At 72.9% G+C, this 24,513-nt stretch carries 24 protein-coding genes and 1 pseudogene; 15 read left to right on the top strand and 10 right to left on the bottom strand.

All coding sequences use genetic code 11. The annotated features are described in order from the left end of the window. Positions 1 to 55 precede the first annotated feature (55 nt). Entirely contained in the window at positions 56 to 1,396 is a 1,341-nt protein-coding gene (locus ACIQFU_RS20080) for a transcriptional regulator (protein ID WP_402553160.1), read from the top strand. A 118-nt stretch (positions 1,397 to 1,514) separates the two neighbouring features. Next, complete coding sequence (locus tag ACIQFU_RS20085; RefSeq protein ID WP_402553162.1) at positions 1,515 to 2,084, top strand: NUDIX hydrolase; 570 nt, start codon at positions 1,515 to 1,517, stop codon at positions 2,082 to 2,084. Here the strand turns inward: ACIQFU_RS20085 and ACIQFU_RS20090 are convergent. After that, a complete protein-coding gene (locus ACIQFU_RS20090; RefSeq protein ID WP_079032931.1) occupies positions 2,075 to 2,986 on the bottom strand; it encodes a 3-hydroxybutyryl-CoA dehydrogenase in 912 nt (303 codons plus the stop codon). The two genes, ACIQFU_RS20085 and ACIQFU_RS20090, sit on opposite strands and share 10 nt — an antisense overlap. Before the next feature lie 137 nt (positions 2,987 to 3,123). Between ACIQFU_RS20090 and ACIQFU_RS20095 the strand changes: the two genes are divergently transcribed. Beyond that, positions 3,124 to 4,365, top strand: coding sequence for a glycoside hydrolase family 10 protein (locus tag ACIQFU_RS20095; RefSeq protein ID WP_402553164.1), 1,242 nt, complete (start codon positions 3,124 to 3,126; stop codon positions 4,363 to 4,365). 19 nt (positions 4,366 to 4,384) lie between these two features. On the opposite strand, the gene ACIQFU_RS20100 is transcribed toward ACIQFU_RS20095, so the two are convergent. Continuing rightward, entirely contained in the window at positions 4,385 to 4,579 is a 195-nt protein-coding gene (locus tag ACIQFU_RS20100; protein ID WP_402553166.1) for a DUF1918 domain-containing protein, read from the bottom strand. Positions 4,580 to 4,618: 39 nt separating this feature from the next. After that, entirely contained in the window at positions 4,619 to 5,545 is a 927-nt protein-coding gene (locus tag ACIQFU_RS20105) for a DMT family transporter (RefSeq protein ID WP_402553167.1), read from the bottom strand. On the opposite strand from ACIQFU_RS20105, the gene ACIQFU_RS20110 reads away from it, so the two are divergent. Both ACIQFU_RS20110 and ACIQFU_RS20115 read left to right on the top strand, forming a co-directional pair. After that, positions 5,544 to 6,983 (top strand): PLP-dependent aminotransferase family protein, encoded by a 1,440-nt coding sequence (locus ACIQFU_RS20110; RefSeq protein ID WP_402553169.1) that lies wholly within the window; start codon positions 5,544 to 5,546, stop codon positions 6,981 to 6,983. The genes ACIQFU_RS20105 and ACIQFU_RS20110 overlap by 2 nt on opposite strands. Before the next feature lie 119 nt (positions 6,984 to 7,102). Next, positions 7,103 to 7,723 carry a histidine phosphatase family protein gene (locus tag ACIQFU_RS20115; RefSeq protein ID WP_402553170.1) on the top strand — a complete coding sequence of 207 codons (621 nt, stop codon included), beginning with the start codon at positions 7,103 to 7,105 and terminating at the stop codon, positions 7,721 to 7,723. Here the strand turns inward: ACIQFU_RS20115 and ACIQFU_RS20120 are convergent. Continuing rightward, positions 7,686 to 8,138: a DUF6314 family protein gene (locus ACIQFU_RS20120; RefSeq protein WP_402553171.1), complete on the bottom strand. Its 453-nt coding sequence runs from the start codon at positions 8,136 to 8,138 to the stop codon at positions 7,686 to 7,688. The two genes, ACIQFU_RS20115 and ACIQFU_RS20120, sit on opposite strands and share 38 nt — an antisense overlap. Positions 8,139 to 8,327: 189 nt before the next feature. Between ACIQFU_RS20120 and ACIQFU_RS20125 the strand changes: the two genes are divergently transcribed. The 6 genes from ACIQFU_RS20125 (at position 8,328) to ACIQFU_RS20150 (ending at position 13,836) form a co-directional block, all read left to right on the top strand. Further along, positions 8,328 to 8,852 carry an AAA family ATPase gene (locus tag ACIQFU_RS20125; protein ID WP_402553173.1) on the top strand — a complete coding sequence of 175 codons (525 nt, stop codon included), beginning with the start codon at positions 8,328 to 8,330 and terminating at the stop codon, positions 8,850 to 8,852. Positions 8,853 to 8,945: 93 nt separating this feature from the next. Beyond that, complete coding sequence (gene argC, locus ACIQFU_RS20130; RefSeq protein WP_402553175.1) at positions 8,946 to 9,974, top strand: N-acetyl-gamma-glutamyl-phosphate reductase; 1,029 nt, start codon at positions 8,946 to 8,948, stop codon at positions 9,972 to 9,974. Next, entirely contained in the window at positions 9,971 to 11,122 is a 1,152-nt protein-coding gene (gene argJ, locus ACIQFU_RS20135) for a bifunctional glutamate N-acetyltransferase/amino-acid acetyltransferase ArgJ (RefSeq protein ID WP_402553176.1), read from the top strand. The genes argC and argJ overlap by 4 nt, the downstream gene beginning before the upstream one ends. Beyond that, positions 11,119 to 12,039: an acetylglutamate kinase gene (gene argB / locus ACIQFU_RS20140; protein ID WP_402553177.1), complete on the top strand. Its 921-nt coding sequence runs from the start codon at positions 11,119 to 11,121 to the stop codon at positions 12,037 to 12,039. Before argJ ends, argB begins: the two co-directional genes overlap by 4 nt. Continuing rightward, entirely contained in the window at positions 12,036 to 13,289 is a 1,254-nt protein-coding gene (locus tag ACIQFU_RS20145) for an acetylornithine transaminase (protein ID WP_402553179.1), read from the top strand. Before argB ends, ACIQFU_RS20145 begins: the two co-directional genes overlap by 4 nt. A 7-nt stretch (positions 13,290 to 13,296) precedes the next feature. After that, positions 13,297 to 13,836 (top strand): arginine repressor, encoded by a 540-nt coding sequence (locus ACIQFU_RS20150; protein WP_007447727.1) that lies wholly within the window; start codon positions 13,297 to 13,299, stop codon positions 13,834 to 13,836. Between the two features lie 196 nt (positions 13,837 to 14,032). Here ACIQFU_RS20150 and ACIQFU_RS20155 read toward each other — a convergent pair whose 3' ends face one another. The 5 genes from ACIQFU_RS20155 to ACIQFU_RS20175 form a co-directional block, all read right to left on the bottom strand. Further along, positions 14,033 to 14,773, bottom strand: a complete 741-nt coding sequence (locus ACIQFU_RS20155) for an FAD:protein FMN transferase (RefSeq protein WP_402553435.1) — start codon at positions 14,771 to 14,773, stop codon at positions 14,033 to 14,035. A 55-nt stretch (positions 14,774 to 14,828) separates the two neighbouring features. Continuing rightward, positions 14,829 to 15,638: an FMN-binding protein gene (locus ACIQFU_RS20160; protein ID WP_402553181.1), complete on the bottom strand. Its 810-nt coding sequence runs from the start codon at positions 15,636 to 15,638 to the stop codon at positions 14,829 to 14,831. Positions 15,639 to 15,665: 27 nt separating this feature from the next. Further along, entirely contained in the window at positions 15,666 to 17,048 is a 1,383-nt protein-coding gene (locus tag ACIQFU_RS20165) for a ferric reductase-like transmembrane domain-containing protein (protein ID WP_402553182.1), read from the bottom strand. Between the two features lie 85 nt (positions 17,049 to 17,133). Beyond that, positions 17,134 to 17,853 carry a L,D-transpeptidase gene (locus ACIQFU_RS20170; protein ID WP_402553183.1) on the bottom strand — a complete coding sequence of 240 codons (720 nt, stop codon included), beginning with the start codon at positions 17,851 to 17,853 and terminating at the stop codon, positions 17,134 to 17,136. A gap of 3 nt (positions 17,854 to 17,856) precedes the next feature. Beyond that, positions 17,857 to 18,444 carry a pyridoxamine 5'-phosphate oxidase family protein gene (locus ACIQFU_RS20175; RefSeq protein ID WP_402553184.1) on the bottom strand — a complete coding sequence of 196 codons (588 nt, stop codon included), beginning with the start codon at positions 18,442 to 18,444 and terminating at the stop codon, positions 17,857 to 17,859. 286 nt (positions 18,445 to 18,730) lie between these two features. Here ACIQFU_RS20175 and argH point away from each other — a divergent pair, with 286 nt between their 5' ends. The 4 genes from argH (at position 18,731) to ACIQFU_RS20195 (ending at position 23,393) form a co-directional block, all read left to right on the top strand. After that, positions 18,731 to 20,158 carry an argininosuccinate lyase gene (gene argH, locus ACIQFU_RS20180; RefSeq protein WP_402553186.1) on the top strand — a complete coding sequence of 476 codons (1,428 nt, stop codon included), beginning with the start codon at positions 18,731 to 18,733 and terminating at the stop codon, positions 20,156 to 20,158. Positions 20,159 to 20,252: 94 nt separating this feature from the next. Next, on the top strand, positions 20,253 to 21,224 hold the full coding sequence (locus ACIQFU_RS20185; protein ID WP_402553187.1) for an aldo/keto reductase: 972 nt from the start codon (positions 20,253 to 20,255) through the stop codon (positions 21,222 to 21,224). Positions 21,225 to 21,312: 88 nt separating this feature from the next. Continuing rightward, the gene (locus ACIQFU_RS20190; protein WP_402553189.1) at positions 21,313 to 21,864 is read left to right on the top strand and encodes a TetR/AcrR family transcriptional regulator; all 552 of its coding nucleotides are present in this window, start codon (positions 21,313 to 21,315) and stop codon (positions 21,862 to 21,864) included. Continuing rightward, positions 21,861 to 23,393, top strand: a complete 1,533-nt coding sequence (locus ACIQFU_RS20195; protein WP_402553191.1) for an MFS transporter — start codon at positions 21,861 to 21,863, stop codon at positions 23,391 to 23,393. Before ACIQFU_RS20190 ends, ACIQFU_RS20195 begins: the two co-directional genes overlap by 4 nt. A 76-nt stretch (positions 23,394 to 23,469) precedes the next feature. Here ACIQFU_RS20195 and ACIQFU_RS20200 read toward each other — a convergent pair. Continuing rightward, positions 23,470 to 24,214 (bottom strand): annotated as a pseudogene (locus ACIQFU_RS20200) (lysophospholipid acyltransferase family protein). Positions 24,215 to 24,513 lie beyond the last annotated feature (299 nt).

Raw genomic sequence — 24,513 nt, forward strand, 5'->3', positions numbered from 1 at the left:
CCCCGTGCGAACACCGACGCACTACGCTGTCGGCACCGATGCACCGGGGGGCACCATGCAGCCCAACACCCTGCTCGACGCGATCCTCGACGAAGCCGGGATCTCGCACGCGGGACTGGCCGCGCACGTCAACCAGGCGGGGCGGGCACGCGGGCTCGCACTGCGGTACGAGCACACCGCCGTCGCACGGTGGCTGAAGGGGCAGCGGCCGCGAGGTCAGGTGCCCGACCTGATCTGCGAGGTCCTCGCGTCCCGGCTGCACCGTCCCGTCACCCTCGACGACATCGGCCTCGGCGTGCCCGGCGAACCCGCCGCCCCGCACACCGGCTCGCTGTCCGGGTTCGTGGAGCGCGCGACCGCCCTGTGGCGCTCCGACCAGCAGCAGCGCCCGCACATCCTCGGCGCCCCCGCCCTCACCGGCACGCCCGCCGTGCTGCCGGTCTGGGAGTGGGAGAACCCGCCCGAGGACACCGACGTCTCCCGCGGGGGACGGCACCGGGTGACCGCGGCCGACCTGGAGACGGTGCGCTGCGCCCGCACGCACTACGAGCAGATGTACCGCAAGGCCGGCGGCATCGCGACCCGCGCCCGCATCGTGGGCTTCCTCAACTCCGAGGCCGCTCCGCTGCTGCGCGGCAGCTACACCGACGCGACCGGGCGGCAGCTGCACCGGGCCACCGGAGGTCTGGTGGCCGTCGCCGGGATCTGCGCGTACGACTCCGACGCGCACGGCCTCGCCCAGCGCTACTTCCACCAGGCGCTCCGCCTCGCCAAGGCCAGCGGCGACCGGGGGCTCGGCGCCTACGTCATCGCGCTGCTGGTCAACCAGGCGCTGTACATGCGGGAGTACCGGCAGGCCGTCGCCTTCGCCGAGGCCGCGCTGCGCGCCGCCGGCCGGCACATCACCCCCGCGCTCGCCTCCGACCTGTACGCGATGCAGGCGAAGGCGTACGCGCACCTGGGCGACGGCACCGGCGCGCTGTCCTGCATCCGCCGGGCCGAGCAGGCGGCCGAGCGCATCCGGCGCGGGTACGAACCCGACGAGACCGGCTACGTGCAGCCGGGGCTGGTCAACGTCCAGGTGGCGGAGGCGCTGCTGAGCCTCGGCGAACTCGCGGCGGCCGGGGAACACGCGGCGGCCGCCGTGGACACCCCGGCGCACGACCGGGGGCGCGTGCACCGGCTCGCAATGCTCAGCACCATCGAGCTGCGCCAGGGGCATGCCGACAAGGCGGTGGCCACCGCCGTGCAGATGGCCGAACAGGCCCGGGGAATGGAGTCTCAGCGGCTGCGCGACCGGCTGCGCGCGGTGCGCGAGCACCTGGTGAGCAGCGGTTGCGCGGGCACGGCCGAAGCCGCCGAACTCATCGACGGGGCGCTGCGCGTCCCGCTGTAGGCGGTCCGTCCCCGGCCGCCCTGCGCCCGCCACTGCACCCTGAGCGGCCCGCGTACGCCTGCTGCCCGGAGACGGCTACTGCGATATTGCCACCTACTCAAAGAAAGGTGGCAGAACCGTGCAGTGGACGAAACAGAGCGAACAGAATGTGTACTCAAATCGCTGGTTCAGCGTCAATCTGGCCGATGTCGCCCTGCCGGACGGCCGGCACCTCGACCACTTCCTGATACGGATGCGCCCCGTGGCCGTGGCCACCGTCGTGAACGAGGCGGGCGAGGTCCTGCTGCTGTGGCGGCACCGTTTCATCACCGACAGCTGGGGCTGGGAGCTCGCGGCCGGCGTCGTCGAGGACGGCGAGGACGTCGAGACGGCGGCGGCCAGGGAGCTGGAGGAGGAGACCGGCTGGCGGCCCGGACCGCTGCACCACCTGATGAGTGTGGAGCCCTCCAACGGGCTCACCGACGCCCGGCACCACATCTACTGGGCCGACGAGGGCACGTTCGTCGGACACCCCGTGGACGACTTCGAGTCGGAGCGCCGGGAATGGGTGCCGCTCAAGCTCGTACCCGACCTCGTCGCCCGCGGGGAGGTCCCGGCCGCCAACATGGCGGCCGCGTTGCTCCTGCTGCACCACCTCGGGCTCGGGCAGGACACCCCGCCCGGCCCCGTCGCCGGTGATCAGCCGTAGGCGTAGAAGCCCGAGCCGCTCTTGCGGCCGAGGCGGCCGGCGTCGACCATGCGCTGGAGCAGCGGGGGAGCGGCGTAGAGCGGCTCCTTGTACTCCTCGTACATCGAATAGGCCACCGAGGCGACCGTGTCCAGGCCGATCAGGTCGGCCAGCTTCAGCGGGCCCATCGGGTGGGCGCAGCCCATCTCCATGCCGTTGTCGATGTCCTCGCGGCTGGCGATGCCCGACTCGAACATCCGGATCGCGGAGAGCAGGTAGGGGATCAGCAGCGCGTTGACCACGAAGCCGGAGCGGTCCTGGGCGCGGATCGCGTGCTTGCCGAGCACCTTCTCGGTGAACAGCTGGGCCCGGCTGAGCGTGCCCTCGGAGGTGGTGAGCGCCGGGATCAGCTCGACGAGCTGCTGCACCGGGGCCGGGTTGAAGAAGTGGATGCCGATGACGTGGTCGGGCCGCGAGGTGGCGACCGCCAGCTTCACCAGCGGGATCGAGGAGGTGTTGGAGGCCAGGATCGCGTCCGGCCGGGTCACGACCTGATCGAGCACCTGGAAGATCTCGGTCTTGACCTGCTCGTTCTCGACGACGGCCTCGATCACCAGATCACGGTCGGCGAACTCGCCGAGGTCGGTGGTGAAGCTGAGGCGCGCCTGCGTCGCGTCCCGCTCCTCCTCGGTGATCTTTCCGCGCTCGGCGGCCTTGGTCAGCGAGTTGTACAGCCGGGTGCGGCCGATCTCCAGGGCCTCGCCGGTGGTCTCGGCGACCATCACCTCCAGACCGGAGCGGGCGCACACCTCGGCGATGCCCGCCCCCATCTGACCGCAGCCCACCACGCCGACGCGTGCGATATCTCCCGAGATGCCGGTCACATCGTCCCTTTCGCTGACTCCACGGCTGGCAGCAGGCATGCCGGGGTCCCCGTCGCCTGCTCCGATCGAGCACGTTACCCCCGAATGGTCACGGATCCGTCTCCCGGGTCGGGCATGCTGAGGCCCCGTACACGATCCGTGACCACGCGGATCCACAGCGTTCAGGAGGTCTTCCCATGGGCGGTGTCTCGCGCCGTGCCTTCACGGTGGCGGCGTTGTCGGCGTTCACGGTGGCGCCGGGGGCGTCCGCGGCCCCGGCCTCCGCGGAGCCGACGCCCTCGCGCAGCGCCGCCGCGGGGATGCGGGGGATGTGGCTGGCCACCGTGGCCAACCGCGACTGGCCCACCCGCGCCGGGCTGCGCGCCGCCGAGCAGCGCGCGGAGCTGATCGAGCACCTCGACAACGCGGTACGGCACCGTCTCAACACCGTGATGTTCCAGGTGCGGCCCTCGGCCGACGCGCTGTGGCCCTCGCCGTACGAGCCGTGGTCGCAGTACCTGTCCGGCAGCCAGGGCCGCGACCCGGGCTGGGACCCGCTGGGCACGGCCGTGAAGGAGGCCCACGCCCGCGGCCTGCAACTGCACGCCTGGTTCAACCCGTACCGCGTCGCCACCCACGAAGACCCGGCCCGGCTCGTCTCCTCCCACCCCGCACGCAAGAACCCCGGCTGGGTGGTGCCGTACGGCGGGCAGCTCTACTACAACCCCGGGCTGCCCGAGGTCCGGGCCTTCGTGCAGGACGCCATGATGGACGCGGTGGCGAAGTACGCCGTGGACGGGGTCCACTTCGACGACTACTTCTACCCCTATCCGGTGGCCGGCCAGAGCTTCGCCGACGGCGGGGCCTTCGGCACCTTCGGCGCCGGCTTCGCCACCAAGGCCGACTGGCGGCGGGACAACGTCGACCGGCTGGTCCGGGAGACGGCACAGCGGGTCAAGCAGGTCCGCCCGGCCGCCCGGTTCGGCGTCAGCCCCTTCGGCGTGTGGCGCAACGCCGCCACCGACGGGCGCGGCTCGGACACCCGGGCGGGCGTGCAGACGTACGACGACCTGTACGCGGACACCCGCAAGTGGGTGCGCGAGGGATGGATCGACTACGTCGTGCCGCAGCTGTACTGGAACATCGGCCTGGACGGCGCCGACTACGCGAAGCTGCTGCCCTGGTGGGCCGGAGTGGCCAAGGGCAGCCGGACCCGGCTCTACGTGGGGGAGGCGCTGTACAAGTCCGGGGACCCGGCCCAGCCCGCCGCCTGGCAGGACCCGGCCGAACTCTCACGTCACCTCGCGCTGGCCGCGCGCTACCCGGAAGTCCGCGGGCACGTCTACTTCTCCGCGAAGGACGTCGCCGACGACCGGAGCGGCGCGATGGCGCGGCTGGCCGCCGACCACTACACGCAGCCGGCCGCCGCACCGCGCTGAACCCCGTTGGCGGGCGGGGTCAGAGCTGGATCTCCCTGTGCCGGATCTCCGAGTCGGGACCGGGCGAGCACACGGCTTCGTGCCCGTCCTCGAACCGGACCCGGTACGGGGGAGCGCCCTTGTCGCCCATGACTTCGACGATCTCCGCGACCTTGTCGTGCTCACCGACCACCCGGCCGTGCTGGACCAGCTGGTCGCCCTTGGTTGCGTGCATCCGTGAGGCCTCCTCGCCTGTGAGCCGCCGGGCAGAGCCCTACCCCCGGGCCCGCTGGGTGACCGCGATGCACACCAGTACCGCCGCGGCCGTCAGCGGAGCGGCCACCGTCAGGTGCTCGCCCAGGAGAAGTACCGACCACACCAGTGTGAGCAGCGGCTGGGCCAGCTGCAACTGGCTGGCCTTCGGAATGCCGATCGCCGCCATGCCCCGGTACCAGACGACCAGGCCGAGGAACTGGGAGCCGATCGCCACCCACAGCAGCCCGGTCACACTGTGCGCCGTCAGGTGCACCGGCTCCTGCGACAGCGCCACCGCCGCCGTCGGCACGGTCAGCGGCAGGCACAGCACCAGCGCCCAGCCGATGACCTGCCAGCCCGGCATCACCCGGGCCAGCCGGCCGCCCTCCGTGTAACCGGCCGCGCACACCAGCAGAGCCGCGAAGAGATAGGCGTCGGCCGAGGTCAGCGCGCCGCCGCTCTGCTGCACCGTGAAGGCGATCACGGCCGCCGCACCCGCCAGCGCCGCGATCCAGAAGGTGCGCGAAGGGCGGGTGCCGACCCGCAGGGCCGACAGCAGCGCGGTGGTCAGCGGGAGCAGACCCACCACGACGGCGGCGTGCGCGGTGGTCGACGTCTGCAACGCGAGCGTGGTCAGCAGGGGGAAGCCCAGCACCACCCCCGCACCGACCACCCCGAGGCCGAGCCAGTGCCGCCGCTCGGGCGGTGCCACCCGGAGCACCAGCAGACAGCCCCCGGCGACCGCGGCGGCCAGGACGCTGCGCACGGCGATCAGGGACCAGGGGCCGAAGCCCTCCAGGCCCCAGGCGGTGGCGGGGAAGGTGAGGGAGAAGGCAACGACACCCAGGGCGGCCTGGACGGTGCCGAAGGACCTGCCGCCGGAGTCCGTGCCCGCGGCACCGACTGCTATCCGGGGCGCTGCGGTAGCGCTACTCTGTGCTCTCATGCAAGAGCGTAGCAGCGTCGCTGACCTGGTGACCGTGTTGCGGCGGGAGCTGGACCGCTACTCACCCGGCGGAAAGCTCCCGTCCAGCCGGGCGCTCGTCGACCGGTTCCGGGTGAGCCCGGTGACGGTCTCCCGCGCCCTGGCCCGGCTGGCCGCCGAGGGTCTGGTCGTCACCCGGCCCGGCGCCGGTGCCTTCCGCGCCCGGCCGCGCCCCTCGGCCGCGCCCGCCGGGGACACCTCCTGGCAGGAGGTCGCGCTGAGCGCCGACGGTGCCGCCGACCTCGTACCCCGCTCGGTGGACGCCTCCGGCGTACTGGTCTCGCTGGCCGCGCCGCCGCCCGGTGTCGTGGAGTTCAACGGCGGCTATCTGCACCCCTCGCTGCAGCCGGAGCGGGCCATGGCCGCCGCCCTCGCCCGGGCCGGACGGCGCCCCGGCGCCTGGGGACGGCCGCCGATGGAGGGGTTGCCGGAGCTGCGGGAGTGGTTCGCGCGGGGCATCGGCGGGGCCATCACGGCGGCCGAGGTGCTGATCACCGCCGGCGGCCAGTCCGCGCTGGCCACCGCGCTGCGCGCGCTCGCCCCGCCCGGCACCCCCGTCCTCGTCGAGTCCCCGACCTATCCCGGCATGCTGGCCATCGCGCGGGCGGCCGGCCTGCGCCCGGTGCCCGTGCCCGTGGACGCCGACGGTGTCCGCCCCGCGCTGCTCGCCGACGCCTTCCGCGCCACCGGCGCCCGCGTCTTCGTCTGCCAGCCCCTGTTCCAGAACCCGACCGGCGCCGTACTCGCCCCCGAGAGGCGCGGCGAGGTGCTGCGCATCGCCAGGGCGGCCGGTGCCTTCGTGGTGGAGGACGACTTCGTGCGCCGGCTCGTGCACGAGGACGCGGGCCCGCTGCCCGCCCCGCTCGCCGCCGACGACCCGGACGGCGTCGTCGTCCACGTCTGCTCGCTCACCAAGGCGACCTCGCCCAGCTTCCGGGTGAGTGCCCTGGCCGCACACGGGCCGGTGCTGGAACGCCTGCGGGCCATCCAGGTCGTCGACACCTTCTTCGTGCCGCGGCCGCTCCAGGAGGCGGCCCTGGAACTCGTCGGCTCGCCCGCCTGGCCGCGTCACCTGCGCGCGGTCTCGGCCGAGTTGAAGGCCCGCCGGGACGCGATGACCTCCGAGCTGCGCCTGCGACTCCCGGAGATCACCCTGGCCCACATCCCCTCCGGCGGCTACCACCTGTGGCCCCGGCTGCCCGAGGGCATGGACGAGACCGCGCTGACCTCGGCCGCCCTGCGCGCGGGCGTCGCGATCACCCCGGGCCGCCCGTACTTCAGCGCCGAACCCCCGGCCGCCCACTTCCGGCTGAGCTTCGCCGCGGTCGCGAACGTCGGGGAGATCGCGGAAGGGGTACGCAGGCTGCGCACCGCCTGCCTGGAGGCGTGGGACGGCTGACGCGGGCGCACCAGGGGCGGTGCGGAGCCGGGCGAGCAGTCGGTGAGCCGGGGCACACCCTGGGTGACCCACAGGTAACACCCCTTGACCTGGATACCTTCGCGCTCCACCATCACGGCATGGCGCTTCGGGTCACGTTCGTCGCGGCCGCACGCAGCTCACCGCTGCTCGCGGAGCGGTTCGACGACGAGCGGCCGCTCGACCAGGCCGGATGGGACGAGGTGCTGCGCGCCGCGGCCGGCCTCCGGGCGCTCGCGGCGGCCGAATTGCGCTACTGCTCGCCCACGCCCCGCAGCCGCGCCACCGGTGACGCCCTCGGCTGTGCGCCGCTGATCCAACTGGCCCTTCGGGACTGCGACATGGGCAGGTGGCGCGGTCTGACGCTCGGAGAGGCCATGGCCCGCGAACCGGCGGCCGTGGACGCCTGGCTCGCCGATCCGCGGTCGGCGCCGCACGGCGGGGAGCCGCTGCTGGCCTTCATCACCCGCGTGGGCGGCTGGCTCGACACCCGTCCCGGCGACGACGGCGACCGCATCGTCGCCGTGGCCGAACCCTCCGTGATCCGGGCCGCGTTGGTCTACGCGCTGAAGGCACCGCCCGCAACGTACTGGAACCTGGACGTCCGCCCGCTGTCGGCGACCACCGTGACGGGCCGCGCCGGCCGCTGGAGCCTCCGCTTCGAGGGCATGCCGGAACAGGGCGCTACGCACCCGGCGTTTCGCGAAGGTAATCCGTTGTGAGGAGCAGGTCCTTGGCCGGTCCGCCCACCCGCCACACCGTCCGCCAACGGTCCGGGCCCCGCACGGTGAACTCGCCGCGGTAGAGGTCGGCGGCGCACGGATGGTCGGCCACATGGTGCCCCGAGGTCAGATCCAGGCCATGGAAGGGGCGGCCGTCCGCGAAGCGCACGTCCGCGTGGCCCGGCCCGCCCCCGGGTTCGTAGCGCAGCGTCCGCTCGGCGGGCCGGGTCACGCCCTGCCAGGTGAAGGCGCCCGACTCCCGGCCGACCAGCCCGCCGCCGTCGAGCGGGTCGAAGGACGTGACTCCCTCGAACCGGCCGTCCAGGCCGCTCGCCAGATCCCGTACCGTCCGCTCGGTGCGCCACCGCCCCGCGAGATACGCCAGTACGTCGGGCACCGGCCACGACTCGCCCATTTCCCTCGCCTTCCCGCTCCGGCCTGCTCCGGCCCGTGCACGCGCCCGTCGACGCGCCTGAACCCCTCCCCCATCCTGCCGTTCGAACTGCTGACCGGCGTCCGATGTCCCGAAGGGTGCGTCGCAGAGTGTCTGCGCTCACCGTCGACCCGTCCACGCGGGGCCCGCGAACCCGGCAGGATGGGGCGCATGATCGTATGGCTCAACGGCACCCACGGTGCGGGCAAGACCACGACCGCCTCACTCGTGCAGCGGCTGCTCCCGGACTCCCGGGTGTTCGACGCCGAGAAGGTCGGCGAGACGCTCATGGACATCACACCGGCGCTGCCCGACACGGACAACTTCCAGCACTGGGCTCCGTGGCGGCCGCTCGTCGTCGAGACCGCCCGCCGGGTGCTCGACTACACCGGCGGCACGCTGGTCATGCCGATGACCGTCCTGGTCGAGGCGTACTGGCGCGAGATCGCCACCGGTCTCGCCGGGCACGGGATCCCCGTGCGCCACTTCGTCCTGCACGCCGACCGGGACACCCTTCGCGCGCGCATCGCGGGGGACACCGTGGTGGGTCCGGACTCCGCCTTCCGGCTCCGGTACCTGGAGCCCTACGCCGAGGCGGCCCGCACCTGGCTGCACGCCGATGCCGAGGTCGTCGACACCACGCACCTCACGCCCGACCGGGCCGCGCTGCTGATCGCGGAGGCCGTCAAGGGCTGAGGTTTCGACGGCCCCGCCGTGGGCCAGTATCCACTGGATTGCATAAACGTGCAGCGAAACGTATAGTCATGCCATCCAGGAGGAGGGCTTTCCATGGCGGTACGTGCGGCGGTGGCCGGAGCGAGTGGGTATGCGGGCGGTGAGCTGCTGCGTCTGCTCCTGACCCACCCCGAGGTCGAGATCGGCGCCCTGACCGGCAACTCCAACGCGGGGCAGCGGCTCGGCGCGCTGCAACCGCACCTGCTGCCGCTGGCCGACCGGGTGCTGGAGGCGACGACGCCGGAGGCGCTCGGCGGTCACGACGTCGTGTTCCTCGCGCTGCCCCACGGGCAGTCCGCCGCCGTCGCCGAGCAGCTCGGGCCGGACGTCCTCGTCGTCGACATGGGCGCCGACTTCCGGCTCAAGGACGCCGCCGACTGGGAGGCGTTCTACGGCTCGCCGCACGCCGGTACCTGGCCCTACGGTCTTCCCGAACTTCCGGGTGCCCGCGCCGCGCTGGAGGGGTCCAAGCGCATCGCGGTGCCCGGTTGCTACCCGACCGCCGTGACCCTGGCCCTCTTCCCGGCCTACGCGGCGTCGCTCGCCGAGCCCGAGGCCGTGATCGTCGCCGCCTCCGGCACCTCGGGCGCCGGCAAGGCCGCCAAGCCGCACCTGCTGGGCAGCGAGGTCATGGGCTCCATGTCGCCCTACGGCGTCGGCGGCGGCCACCGGCACACCCCCGAGATGATCCAGAACCTCGGCGCGGTCGCCGGCGAGCCCGTCACCGTCTCCTTCACACCGACCCTCGCGCCGATGCCCCGCGGCATCCTTGCCACCTGCACCGCGAAGGCGAGGCCCGGGGTCACCGCCGAGTCGGTCCGGGCCGCCTACGAGAAGGCCTTCGCCGACGAGCCCTTCGTGCACCTGCTGCCCGAGGGACAGTGGCCCGCTACCGCCTCCGTATACGGCTCCAACGCCGTCCAGGTGCAGGTCGCCCACGACGCCGCCGCGGGCCGGATCATCGCGATCGGCGCCATCGACAACCTGGCCAAGGGCACCGCGGGCGGTGCCGTACAGAGCATGAACCTCGCCCTCGGTCTCGACGAGACCACCGGACTGACGACGATCGGAGTTGCGCCGTGAGTGTGACGGCAGCAAAGGGATTCACGGCGGCCGGCATCGCCGCCGGGATCAAGGAGAGCGGCAACCCCGACCTGGCCCTCGTGGTCAACACCGGCCCCCGACGCTCCGCCGCGGGCGTCTTCACCGCCAACCGCGTCAAGGCCGCGCCGGTCCTGTGGTCGGAGCAGGTCCTCAAGAGCGGTGAGCTGACCGCCGTGGTCCTCAACTCCGGCGGCGCCAACGCCTGCACCGGGCCCAAGGGCTTCCAGGACACGCACGCCACGGCCGAGAAGGCCGCCGGCGTCCTCGGGACGGGAGCGGGCGAGGTCGCCGTCTGCTCCACCGGGCTCATCGGCGTACTGCTGCCCATGGACAAGCTGCTCCCGGGCGTGGAGACGGCCGCCGGGCAGCTCTCGGAGCACGGCGGTGAGAAGGCCGCCATCGCCATCAAGACCACCGACACCGTGCACAAGACCTCCGTGGCCACGGGGGACGGCTGGACCGTCGGCGGCATGGCCAAGGGCGCGGGCATGCTCGCCCCCGGCCTCGCCACCATGCTCGTCGTGATCACCACCGACGCCGACCTGGAGACCGAGGTCCTGGACCGCGCCCTGCGCGACGCCACCCGGGTCACCTTCGACCGGGTCGACTCCGACGGCTGCATGTCCACCAACGACACCGTGCTGCTGCTCGCCTCGGGTGCCTCCGGCGTCACCCCGGAGTACCAGGCCTTCGCCGAGGCCGTACGGGCCGTCTGCGACGATCTCGGACAGCAGCTCGTCCGGGACGCCGAGGGCGCCAGCAAGGACATCAGGGTCGAGGTCGTGAACGCCGCGACCGAGGACGACGCCGTCCAGGTGGGCCGCACCATCGCCCGCAACAACCTGCTCAAGTGCGCCATCCACGGCGAGGACCCCAACTGGGGCCGCGTGCTCTCCGCCATCGGCACCACCGACGCGGCCTTCGAGCCCGACCGGCTGAACGTCGCCATCAACGGCGTCTGGGTCTGCAAGAACGGCGGCGTGGGCGAGGACCGCGAGCTGGTCGACATGCGCTACCGCGAGGTGCACATCGTCGCCGACCTCGCCGCGGGCGACGCCACCGCCACCATCTGGACCAACGACCTCACCGCGGACTACGTCCACGAGAACAGCGCGTACTCCTCATGAGCGACGGAAAGAGCAACGGACCCACGCGGAGGCACACCGCACTCCCCAAGGCCCAGATCCTCATCGAGGCGCTGCCCTGGCTGACCCGGCACCACGGCAAGACCGTCGTCATCAAGTTCGGCGGCAACGCCATGATCGACGAGGGTCTCAAGGCCGCCTTCGCCCAGGACGTCGTCTTCCTGCGCCACGCCGGCCTCAAGCCCGTCGTCGTGCACGGCGGCGGCCCGCAGATCAGCGCCGCCCTCGACAAGCACGGCATCGTCAGCGAGTTCAAGGCCGGCCTGCGCGTCACCACCGAGGACGCCATGGACGTCGTACGGATGGTGCTCGCCGGGCAGGTGCAGCGCGAGCTGGTCGGGCTGCTCAACCAGCACGGACCGCTCGCCGTCGGCCTCACCGGCGAGGACGCGCACACCCTCACCGCCACCAAGCACCAGCCCGAGATCGACGGCGAGCTCGTCGACATCGGCCGGGTCGGCGAGATCACCGAGATCGACACCGGCGCCATCGAGGCACTGCTCGCCGACGGCCGCATCCCGGTCGTCTCGTCGATCGCCCGTTCCCAGGACGACCACCATGTCTACAACGTCAATGCTGATACGGCGGCTGCGGCACTCGCTGCGGCGCTCGGCGCCGAGACTCTCATGGTCCTCACCGACGTCGAGGGCCTCTACGAGGACTGGCCGAACTCCGACGAGGTGATCAGCCGCCTCACCGCCACCCAGCTCGAGAAACTGCTGCCCGACCTGTCGTCCGGCATGGTGCCGAAGATGGAGGGCTGCCTGCACGCCGTACGGGGCGGCGTCACCACCGCCCGCGTCATCGACGGCCGGGTCCAGCACTCGATCCTGCTGGAGATCTTCACCGACGAGGGGATCGGCACGATGGTCGTGCCGGACGAACAGGGGGAGTCGTGAGCGACACAGTCGTGAGCAACACAGGGGGCGCCGCAGGAGCGGCGGGCAACGCGCAGCTGACCGAGCGGTGGCAGGGCACGCTCATGAACAACTACGGCACGCCGCGCCTGCCCCTGGTGCGCGGCGAGGGCTCCCGGCTGTGGGACGCCGACGGCAAGGAGTACCTCGACTTCGTCGGCGGCATCGCGGTCAACGCGCTCGGCCACGCCCACCCGGCGGTCGTGGACGCCGTGAGCCGGCAGATCGCCTCCCTCGGCCACGTCTCCAACCTCTTCATCGCCGAGCCGCCCGTCGCCCTCGCCGAACGGCTGCTCCAGCACTTCGGCCGCGACGGCAAGGTCTACTTCTGCAACTCCGGCGCCGAGGCCAACGAGGGCGCCTTCAAGATCGGCCGGCTGACCGGGCGGCCGCACATGGTCGCCACCCGGGGCGGCTTCCACGGCCGCACCATGGGCGCCCTGGCGCTGACCGGCCAGCCCGGAAAGCAGGAGCCGTTCCTGCCGCTGCCCGGCGACGTCACGCACGTGCCGTACGGCGACCCGCAGGCGCTGGCCGCGGCGGTCACCGAGGAGACGGCGCTGGTGATCATCGAGCCGGTCCAGGGCGAGAACGGCGTCGTCGTCCCGCCCCCCGGCTATCTCAAGGCCGCCCGCGCCATCACCGCTGCCACCGGCGCGCTGCTCGTCCTGGACGAGGTGCAGACCGGCGTCGGCCGGACCGGGCACTGGTTCGAGTACCAGGCCCACGAGGGCGTGCTGCCGGACGTCGTCACCCTCGCCAAGGGCCTCGGCGGCGGACTGCCCCTGGGCGCCACGGTCGCCTTCGGCCGCGCCGCCGACCTGCTCCAGCCCGGCCACCACGGCACCACCTTCGGCGGCAACCCGGTCGCCTGCGCGGCCGGACTCGCCGTCCTGGACACCATCGCGGACGAGGGACTGCTGGACCACGTCAAGCGCCAGAGCGAGAAGCTCCGGGGCGGGGCCGAGGGCCTGGGCCACCCCCTGGTCGCCCACGTCCGGGGCGCCGGACTGCTCCTGGGTATCGTGCTCACCGAGCCGCTCGCCGCCCAGGCGCAGCAGGCGGCTCAGGACGCCGGAATCCTGGTGAACGCGCCCGCGCCCGATGTCGTACGGCTGATGCCCGCGCTGAACCTCGGCGACGACGTGGTGGAGGCGTTCCTCGGGGCGCTGCCCGGCATCCTTGACCAGGCCGCCGAGACGGCCCACGGGGACGGACGATCCGGAGAATGAGACGACGATGAGCCACGCGCAGGAGCACGAGCAGACGGCCGGGCCCGCCCTGCCGCAGACCCGCACCGCACGCCACCGCCGGATCGTGGACATCCTCAACCGGCAGGCGGTCCGCTCGCAGAGCCAGCTGGCGAAGCTGCTCGCCGACGACGGACTCACCGTCACCCAGGCGACGCTCTCCCGGGACCTGGACGAGCTGAACGCGGTCAAGATCCGCAACACCGACGGCGACCTCATCTACGCGGTGCCCAGCGAGGGCGGCTTCCGTACGCCCCGGGCACCGCTCGGGGAGTCGGCCAAGGAGGAGCGGATGCGGCGGCTCTCCGCGGAGTTGCTGATCTCCGCGGAGGCGTCGGCGAACCTCGTGGTCCTGCGTACCCCTCCGGGGGCGGCGCAGTTCCTCGCCTCGGCGATCGACCAGGCGGAACTCCACGACATCCTGGGGACGATCGCGGGCGACGACACGCTGATGCTGATCAGCCGGGAGCCTGCGGGAGGGCAGGCCCTGGCGGACCACTTGCTGCGGTTGGCCCAGAACGGGGGCTGAAGGGGGCGGTGCGGTGGTCCGCCGACCGCGGGCGCGTCGTGGCCGGTCGCGCAGTTCCCCGCGCCCCTGATCCCCCCAGCGCCGCTGCGGGCAGTCGTGCCTCCCCCAGTGCCTGAACGGCCTGGGAGGTACCCCCAGGCGGCACGGGTGGGCGCAGCGGCACCCCGCGAACGCGGGCGAGTGCAACGCCGGTACCTCAGCCCAAGCGGGCCGCCAGCCCTCCCGTGCACCGCACCTCGTCCCCCGCCGTGATCAGCAGCCCCTCGACGTCGGGCAGCGACTCGAGCCACCGCAGCCCCTCCCGCGCCCCCATCGCGAACGCCGCCGTCGCCCAGCAGTCCGCCCACGTGAGCCGGGGCGCCACCACCGTCACGGACAGCAGGTCGGTCACCGCCGAGCGCCCGGTGCGCGGATCGACGACATGCGCACCCCGCTCGGCGGAGCCGGACGTCGCCACGGCCAACTCCGCCACCCCCGCCGCCGAGACGACCGCCGCGAGCCCGCCCGGCCGCAGCGGGTCGGACACGCCGACCCGCCAGGGCCGTCCCGCCCCCGGCGTCCCGAGCAGCTGCACGTCCCCACCACCGTTGACGCTGACACCACTCGCACCGGCCGCGGCCGCGATTCCCCGCGCGGCGCGCTCCACGGCCCAGCCCTTGACGATCCCCGTCGGATCCAGCCGGCCCCGGTACCGCGTGCTGAACCAGCCGTCGCTCACCCGCTCCGCCTCGGCCGCCAGCTCCAGCACCTCGGCTACCTCCGGCGCGCACGCGCCGACGGTCAGCTCCCCGCGCGCCAGGCGGGAGATCTCGCTGCCGTCCCGGTAGGTGCTGAACACCTCGTCGTCCCGGTGCAGCCCGGCGACCGCCTCGTCCAGCGCCGCCCGTACGGCCGCCGGTTCCCCGCCGCGGACGTCGAAGGAGAAGACGGTCCCCATCGCCTCCTCCACATGACGTACCGCGGCGGGAGCCTGTGCGGACCCGGCCCCGGTGTCAGCCACCGGCCCGGTCCAGCGCCGACTGGAGGGACTGCCGGTAGCCGGCGCTGGTGTAGGTGGCGCCGGACACGGCGTCGATGTCGGCGGTGCCCGCGGTCACGGCGGCCCGGTTGAGCTTGGGCACCGCGTCCGCGGTGACCTGGTCGCTGCGACCGCCCTTGGGCGCCTGCAGGGCCTCGACGTCCGTGATCCTCCCGCCGCTGACGGTGACCCGGACCTGCACGGCGCCGTACTGGGTCTGCGCGGCCTCACCGGTGAGCACCTGCGTGCCCTGCCCGGCGCCGCCGGTGTCCTGCCCGCCCGCCTCCGAGCCCGGCCCTTCCTCCGCCCCGCCGGACTCCTGCCCGGCGGATCCGGCCGCCGCGGCCGCCTTGTCGAGGGCCGACTGGAGGGACTTCCGGTAGCCGGCGCTGGTGTAGGTGGCGCCGGACACGGCGTCGATGTCGGCGGTGCCCGCGGTCACGGCGGCCCGGTTGAGCTTGGGCACCGCGTCGGCGGTGACCCGGTCGCTCTGCCCGCCCTTCGGCGCCTGCACGGCCTCGGCCTTGGTGATCTTCCCGCCGCTCACCGTGAGCCTGACCTGCACGGGCCCGTACTGGGTACGGGCCGCGTCACCCGTGACCGTGCCGGCTCCGGCGCCCCGGCCGCCCTGCGGCGACTGCGCGGCCACCGGCGGGGCCGCGCCGCCCGCCGCCGAGGCGGAGCCCGGATCGGACGCCGGTTTCAGCGACAGCAGCAGCACGATCCCGGACACGGTGGCGGCCCCGGCGAGCACGGTGCGCCGAACGGGGTGGCTTTTCCTCATCTGTCCTGGACTCCCGATGTCCGTCGCTCACATCTCGAACGACTCGTGGTGGATACGGCGAGCGGGGACCCCCGCGCCGCGCAGTGCCTCGTACACCGACTGGGCGAAGCCGGGCGGTCCGCACAGGAAGACGTCGTGGCGCTCGACGTCCGGGATCTTGCGGGCCAGCGTCTCCGCGGAGATGTCCGGGCGTTCCCCGTCCGGGCTGTTCACCGCGTACATCAGCCGGGCCCCCCGCTCGTCGGCGATGCCGGCCAGCTCGTCCCAGAGCGCCAGGTCCTGGGTGCTGTTGGCCCGGTAGAGCAGCGTGATGTCGCCGGACGCGCCGGGCAGCGTCTCGAACAGCGCCCGCATCGGCGTGATCCCCACCCCGCCCGCCACCAGCAGCACCTTGCCACGGCTGCGGCGCTGGGCGGTCAGGGCGCCGTACGGCCCCTCTGCCCACACCCGGGTGCCCGGTGTCAGCTCGCGCAGCCGGGCGCTGTGGTCGCCGATCGCCTTCACGGTGATCCGCAGCATGTCCGGGCGCGGCGCCGCCGACAGCGAGTACGGGTGGGAGCTGAACCGCATCCCCGGGGCGAGGAACCGCCAGCGGAAGAACTGCCCGGCCTCCGCGCCCATCCGGTGCAGCCGGCGCCCGCCGATCAGCACCGACACGATGCCGGGCGTCTCCTCGATCACCGCTTCCACCCGCATCCGGTGCCGCAGGTTGAGGCGAAGGGGGGTCAGTACGCGGTACCAGAGCACCAGAGCGGTCACCGAGCCGTACAGGGCGTACCAGACGCTCTTGGCGAGCGGCTCGACGGCGAACTCGTTGCCGGCGGTCAGTTGGTGCCAGAAGGTCAGGAACACCACCGCGTAGGTGAGCAGGTGCACGTGGTACCAGGCGTCGTACGGGATCCGTCGGCGGACGGGGCCGATGGACAGGAGCCCGATGACGACCAGCAGGCCGGTGCCGACGGCCGCCTTGCCCATGTCCGGCAGCTGGTTCACGGAGTCGACCGTCTGGGCGACGATGTCGCCGAGGCTCCGGCCGGCCTGCGCCGCGTAACCCCACATGATCAGGAAGACGTGGGCGAGGACCAGGCAGAGGGTGTAGCGGCCGGTCATGGCGTGCCAGCGGGCGACCCGGTCGGACCCGACGCGCCGTTCCAGCGCCGGTACCCGGGCCATCTGCAGCACCACCAGCGCCATCAGGTATCCGGCGAGCAGACCCGTGATCCGGCCCGCGCCGAGGATCTTGCCGGTGTCGTCGGAGATGGCGGGCGTGTTGCGCCACCACAGCCACAACACGCCCGCCGCGCCCGCCCACACGGCGAGCAGCAGGGGGACGGCGGGGGAGCGGCGCGGACGGATGCGCCGCATGGTCTGACGGCGGGCGGCACGGCCGCCGGCGAGCGTGGTGGTCACGGTTCCTCCGTGGGGACTTGACCCTTGGCCCACAGATACGCGCCACGTCGGGCGAGCGTTCAGCCCCGCCGGCAATGCCGCCGGGTCAGTACCGGGTGATCGCCGTCGGTCCGCCGGCGGTGCCGATCGCGATGTGCGGCCGTTCTCCCGGCTCGGCCCAGCGCAGGATCCGCCGCATCGCCTCCTTCGGCACCGACACGCATCCGGCCGTCGCCCCGCGCCCGTCGACGTGCAGGAAGATGCCCGCGCCGCGGCCGCGCACCGGACGGTCGTAGTTGAAGCCGACGACCAGGGCGTGGGCGTACTGCGCCGGGTAGGTGATCAGGTGCTCGGCCTCGGCGGCCCGGCAGTCGGCGGGGCGCGGCTCGCTCCAGCGGTTGTAGGAGCGGGAGGCGTTGTCCTGGCACCACCAGGAGTCCTGGCGGACCGTGCGGTACCGGTACGCGGTCCCGCGCGGTGCCGCCTCGATGCCGAAGGCGTACGGCAGGTCGTACAGGCCCGTCGGCGTGGTGTTCGTGCCCTGGATGCGGGTCGCCCCGTCGGTGAGCCCGCCGGATCCGAAGCGGGCGGGCGCGGAACCGGCCGCCACCCAGCGACCTTCGCTTCCGCCCGTGCGGTCCCACCAGGTGACGGTGCCCGTGGTCGAGCCGGTGTCCGGGGCGACGGCGGTGATCAGCTGGCTGCCGCCGCCGGTTTTCGCCATACGGTCCGGCAGCGGCCGGGGAGCGGCCCCGCCGTCGGGGGCGGCGCCGAGCGTGAGGAGGGAGGCGGAGAGAAGGGCGGCGACGAGGAGACCGGGGCGCATGGGTCAGACGGTAGAAGGAGGCAGCGGCAACGGCAGCCCGGGGAGTCCGTCGATGCTGGAGGCGATGTGCTCCTTCTTGGTGAAGTACGCGCTCAGCGAGGCGTCGTCCTCACGGGCGAACCGCTTGCCGTGCAGGTCCCGGTCGCTCTCGTAGGACATGAAGGGGACGGCGTAGCCGCAGGTGTCGCGGACGAGTTCCGCGTGCACGACGATGACCGCGCGCAGCCCGTGCGCGCCGGTGTCGATGTCCGGGAAGTGGGTCAGCAGCTCCGGGAAGCGGGGGTCGTCGCGGAAGACCGGCTCGCCGCGGCCGTGCACCCGCACGATGTTCGGCGGGCCCTGGAAGGCGCACCACATCAGGGTGATCCGCCCGTTCTCCCGCAGGTGGGCGATGGTCTCCGCGTTGGAACCCGCGAAGTCGAGATAGGCCACGGTCAGTTCGTCGAGGACCGCGAAGCAGCCCGTGAGGCCCTTGGGGGACAGGTTGACCGTGCCGTCGCCGGACAGCGGAGCGGTGGCGGTGAAGAACAGGGGCTGCGCCTCGATGAAGGTGCGGAGCCTGCCGTCTATGCGCTCATAAGTCTTTCCCATGTCTAACGATTATGCGTGCCGGCCGTCTCCCTGTCCGGACAATTTCCGGCGGTCCCGCCATCCGGACGACGCCGTTTCCGGACGGAGCCCGGTGCGGGCGGGGTCCGAGCCGTGGCCGTCCCGGCCGGCGGTTGCGGGGCGGCCACGGCGCCTGCACCCGGCCGGGGGAATACGCAAGGGTGGGGGCCCGCGTTCAGCCGCCGCCCGGCGCGAGTCGGATTGACGAAACATGCAAGACTCTGCATACTCATGCATGACAGTGATCGTACGGTGAGGAGCGACCCAAGTGAGCAGCAACAGCGGTGACGTCCGGCTCTGGGGCGGCCGTTTCGCCGACGGTCCCGCCGAGGCCCTGGCGAAGCTGTCCGCGTCCGTCCACTTCGACTGGCGGCTCGCGCCCTACGACATCGCCGGTTCGCGTGCCCACGCGCGCGTGCTGCACAAGGCGGGGCTGCTCACCGAGGACGAGCTGACCCGGATGATCGCCGGGCTGGACCGGCTGGAGGCGGACGTCGCCGACGGCTCCTTCACCGGCACCGTCGCCGACGAGGACGTCCACACGGCCCTGGAGCGGGGGCTGCTGGAACGCCTCGGTCCCGACCTCGGCGGCAAGCTGCGGGCCGGGCGGTCCCGCAACGACCAGGTGGCGACCCTCTTCCGGATGTACCTGCGCGACCACGCCCGGACCGTCGGCTCCCTGATCGCCGACCTCCAGGACGCACTGGTGGGCCTCGCCGAGGCCCACCCGGACGTGGCGATGCCCGGCCGCACCCACCTCCAGCACGCCCAGCCGGTGCTCTTCGCCCACCACGTCCTCGCCCACGCCCAGGCGCTGGGCCGGGACGCGGAGCGGCTGCGCCAGTGGGACGAGCGCACGGCCGTCTCCCCGTACGGCTCGGGCGCCCTCGCGGGCAGCAGCCTCGGCCTCGACCCCGAGGCCGTCGCCCGCGACCTCGGCTTCGAGCACGGCAGCGCGGGCAACTCCATCGACGGGACGGCCTCGCGCGACTTCGTCGCCGAGTTCGCCTTCATCACCGCGATGATCGGCGTCAACCTCTCCCGGATCGCCGAGGAGATCATCATCTGGAACACGAAGGAGTTCTCCTTCGTCACCCTCCACGACGCCTTCTCCACCGGCTCCTCGATCATGCCGCAGAAGAAGAACCCGGACATCGCCGAGCTGGCCCGCGGCAAGTCCGGCCGCCTCATCGGCAACCTGACCGGCCTGATGGCGACCCTCAAGGCCCTTCCGCTCGCGTACAACCGCGACCTCCAGGAGGACAAGGAGCCGGTCTTCGACTCCATCGACCAGCTGGAGGTCCTGCTGCCCGCCTTCACCGGCATGACGGCCACGCTCACCGTGCACCGGGAGCGGATGGAGGAGCTGGCCCCGGCCGGGTTCTCGCTCGCCACCGACATCGCCGAATGGCTGGTCAAGCAGGGCGTGCCGTTCCGTGTCGCGCACGAGGTGGCCGGCGAGTGCGTGAAGGTCGCCGAGGCCGACGGCAAGGAGCTGGACGAGCTGACCGACGAGCAGTTCGCCAAGATCTCCGAGCACCTCACCCCCGAGGTGCGCACCGTCCTCAACGTCCCCGGCGCCCTCGCCTCCCGCAGCGGCCGCGGCGGTACGGCGCCCAGCGCGGTCGCCGTCCAGCTCGCCGAGGTGAAGGCGGACGTGGCGGCTCAGCACGCCTGGGCGGACGCCAAGAAGTAGCGGCGGGAAGCAGCAGCCGGTGTGCCCGAGGGGCATCGCGGTTACGTTGGTCAACAGCTCAGCAGCTTCAGCAGTCGACCGAACGGAGCCCGCGATGCCCTTCGCCCGCCTGGCCGCGGCGACCACCCCCACCTGTCACATCGGGCTGGGTCTCGCCGCCGTCGGCCGTCCCGGCTACATCAACCTCGGCCGCGACCGGGACCTGCCGGCCGACCGCACCGTCGAGGCGCTGCGCGAACGCACCCACGACCTCCTGGACGCCGCCTACGCGCAGGGCGTGCGCTACTTCGACGTGGCCCGCTCCTACGGCCGTTCGGAGGAGTTCCTGGCCGGCTGGCTCCGGGACCGTCCGGACGTCGACGACGTGGTCGTCGGCAGCAAGTGGGGATACACCTACACCGCCGACTGGTCGGCCGACGCCGAGAAGCACGAGGTCAAGGACCACGGCGTCGCCACCTACGACCGTCAGCGCGCCGAGACCGACGCCCTGCTGGGCGACCGGCTCGACCTGTACCAGATCCACTCGCTCACCCCGGACAGTCCGGCCCTCACCGACAAGGAGCTGCACGCCCGGCTGGCCGAGGCCGCCGCACAGGGCAGCACCATCGGCTTCTCCACCAGCGGCCCCGCCCAGGCCGAGGCGATCCGCGCCGCGCTCGCGGTGACCGTCGACGGCGAGCCCCTCTTCCGCACCGTCCAGTCGACGTACAACGCGCTGGAGACCTCCGCCGGACCCGCGCTCACCGAGGCGCACGAGGCGGGCCTCACCGTGATCGTCAAGGAGGGCATGGCCAACGGCCGCCTCGCGGACCGTCACGCGCCCGCCGTCCTCCGTGCCGTCGCGGAGGAGACGGCACTGGGCTGCGACGCGGTGGCCCTCGCGCTGGTCCTTCGCCAGCCCTGGGCCGGTGTCGTGCTGTCCGGCGCCGCGACCGTGAACCAGCTCGGCTCCAACCTGCACGCCGCCGTCGTCGACCTCGACGGCGACCAGGTGGCACGCCTGGGCACCCTCGTGGAGACCCCGGAGGCCTACTGGGAGCAGCGCGGGCAGCTGCCCTGGCACTGAGCGCCCGCAAGCCGTGACTGACCCCGAGAGGTGAGTCACACATGCACATAGTGAGACGAGAATGTCTCATGTGCGTTATCGTTGTCTCATGGCCGTCGATCGTGAACAGGTACTGCGCAGCGCCGCGGCCCTGCTGACCCGGAAGTCCACCGCGACCATGGACGAGGTCGCCAAGGCCGCCGGGATCAGCCGTGCCACACTGCACCGGCAGTTCGCCGGGCGTGACGCCCTCGTCCGCGCGCTGGAGTCGCTGGGCATCGCCGAGTGCGAGGCCGCCCTCGATGCGGCCCGCACCGAGGAGGGGCCGGCGGCCGACGCGGTGCGCCGGCTGGTCCGCGCGATCGAACCCTCCGCCGCCCTGCTCGCCTTCCTCTACACGGAGAACCAGCTCTTCGAGGGCGAGGAGCAGAACGAGGGCTGGGCCCGCATCGACGCCGGGCTCACCGAACTGTTCCGCAGAGGCCAGGAGAGCGGCGAGTTCCGCATCGACCTCACGCCCGTCTGGCTCACCGAGGCGCTGTACGGCCTGCTGGCCTCCGGCGCCTGGGCTGTGACCGAGGGCCGCGTGGCCCGCAACGACTTCACCCACATGATCGTCGAGCTGCTGCTCGGCGGCGCGCTCCGGAGAGAACAACCATGAACCGCACCCTGCAGCCGACCCACCCGGCCGAGGCGGTGAAGCGCCCCGGCCGCTGGCTGGCGCTGTCCGTCCTGGTGCTGGCCGTGCTGCTGGTGGCCGTCGACGCGACCGTCCTCGGTCTCGCGACCCCCTACATCAGCGAGGACCTCGCCCCCTCCGGCACCCAGCTGCTCTGGATCGGCGACGTCTACTCCTTCGTCATCGCCGGTCTGCTCGTCTCCATGGGCAGCCTCGGCGACCGCATCGGCCGCAAGCGGATCCTGCTCGTCGGTGCCACGGCGTTCGGCGCGATCTCCGTCCTCAACGCCTACGCGCACACACCCGAGGTGATGATTCTCGCCCGGGCCCTGCTCGGCGTCGCGGGCGCCACCCTGATGCCCGCCACCCTCGCCCTGATCCGCAACCTCTTCCACGACCCCCGCGAACGCAGCCTCGCCGTCGGCATCTGGGGCGCCACCGCCTCCGCGGGCACGGCGGTCGGTCCGATCGTGGGCGGGTTCCTGCTGGAGCACTTCTGGTGGGGCTCCGTCTTCCTGATCAACCTGCCCGTGATGGCCGTCCTGGTCGTCGTCGGAGTGAAGCTGCTGCCCGAGTCCCGCAACCCGAACCCGGGCCCCTGGGACCTGCTCAGCGTCACCCTCTCCCTGGTCGGCATGGTCGGCGTCGTCTACGCCGTCAAGGAGGCCGCCGCCCACGGATTCGCGTGGGCCACGCTCGCCGCGGGCCTGCTGGGCGCCGCCGCGCTGTACGGCTTCGTCCGCCGCCAGCTGACCATGCCGGTCCCGCTGCTCGACATGCGGCTGTTCCGCAACCGCGGGTTCAGCGGCGCGGTCCTGGCCGACCTGCTGACCATCCTGGGCCTGTCCGGGCTGGTGTTCTTCCTCTCCCAGTACCTGCAACTCGTGCAGGGCAGGCGGCCCTTCGAGGCGGGGCTGGCCGAACTGCCCGCCGCCGTCGGCGCGGTGGTGGCCGGCCTGATCGCCGGCCGCGCGGCCCGGCGCTTCTCGGTCCGTGTCGTGGTCTCCGGCGGGCTCGCCGCCGTCGGCATCGCGCTCGCCGCGCTGACCGTCGTCGGGCAGCACACCGGCTACCCGCTGCTCGGCACGGCCCTGCTGGTCGTCGGCCTCGGCGCGGGCTTCGCGTTCACCGTCACCGCCGACGTGATCCTCTCCAGCGTGCCCGGGGAACAGGCGGGCGCCGCCTCCGCGGTTTCCGAGACGGCGTACGAACTCGGTGCCGCCCTCGGCATCGCGGTGCTCGGCTCCATCGTGACCGGCGTCTACCGCGACTTCACCGGCCCCGCGGGCACCCCGGCCGCCGCCCACGAGTCACTGGGCGGCGCGGTGGAGGCGGCGGGCCGGCTTCCGGCCGACACCGCCCGGACGCTGCTGGACTCCGCCCGTCAGGCCTTCGTCGACGGACTGGCCCTCGCGGCCGGGGTCGGCGCCGCCGTGCTGCTGGCCGCCGCCGCGGCAGCCTGGTTCCTGCTGCGGGGCCAGCGCCTGGAGGACGGAGCGGAGCACGTGTAGCGGCAGCGCGCGAGAACGCGATACGGCGGACCGCCCACCGGGCGGTCCGCCGTATCGCGTAGACGGGTTCGCGGAACTACGCCGCCTTCGCCTTGCTCGCGTACATGTCCACGTACTCCTGGCCGGACAGTCGCATGACCTCGGTCATCACGGAGTCGGTCACCGCCCGCAGGACGTAGCGGTCGCGGTCCATGCCCTCGTAGCGGGAGAACTCCATCGCCTCGCCGAAGCGGACCGTGACCTTGCCCGGCCGCGGCAGGCCCGCGCCGCCCGGCTGGAGCTTGTCGGTGCCGATGACGGCGAAGGGGACGACGGGGGCGCCCGTCATCAGGGTGAGCCGGGCGATGCCGGTGCGGCCGCGGTAGAGGCGGCCGTCGGGGGAGCGGGTGCCCTCCGGGTAGATGCCGAAGACGTTGCCCTCCTCCAGGATGCGGCGGCCGGTCATCAGCGCCGCCACCCCGCCCCGGCCGCCGTCCCGGTCGACCGGGACCATGCCGACCCCGGTGAAGAACCAGGCCATCAGCCGCCCCTTGAGGCCCTTGCCCGTGACGTACTCGTCCTTGCCGATGAAGAAGACCTGCCGGTCGCAGGCCAGCGGCATGATCACCGAGTCGATGAAGGTGAGGTGGTTGCCGGCCAGGATCACCGGACCCTCGCCCGGAATGTTCTCCACGCCCTCCACCCGTGTACGGCACATCAGGCGCATGATCGGACCGAGCACTGCCTTGATGAACACGAAGCGGGACAACGGGTCCTCCGGTGTCGGGGATGCGGTATGAGTCTGTGCAGGTGAGGACATTACTCGCGGTCCGGGGTGTCACGCACCTCGGGTCGGCCGGGTCCTACGCGCCGTTGACGCGCGTTCACCTGCGGAGCCGGGGCACCGCGCGACGGCCGCGCGGCCACGCGGATGTGAGGCAGGTCGCGCCCGCGACGACCGGAGCAGCGGTTCCATGGTGCGGGCACGGCCCGGATCGAAGCACATCCGACACGCCGACCGCGTGAGGCGCGCCGCCGGGCGGCACCACCGGACCTCTCCCCTCTCGCCTACCCCGCCACGCCGCCGTCAAGCCGGCCGTCCGCCCCCGGCCGCGTCCCGCACCCCCTCGATGCGACATCC

The organism is Streptomyces sp. NPDC093065 (assembly GCF_044754585.1).
In the GTDB taxonomy this organism is placed as follows: Bacteria; Actinomycetota; Actinomycetes; order Streptomycetales; family Streptomycetaceae; genus Streptomyces.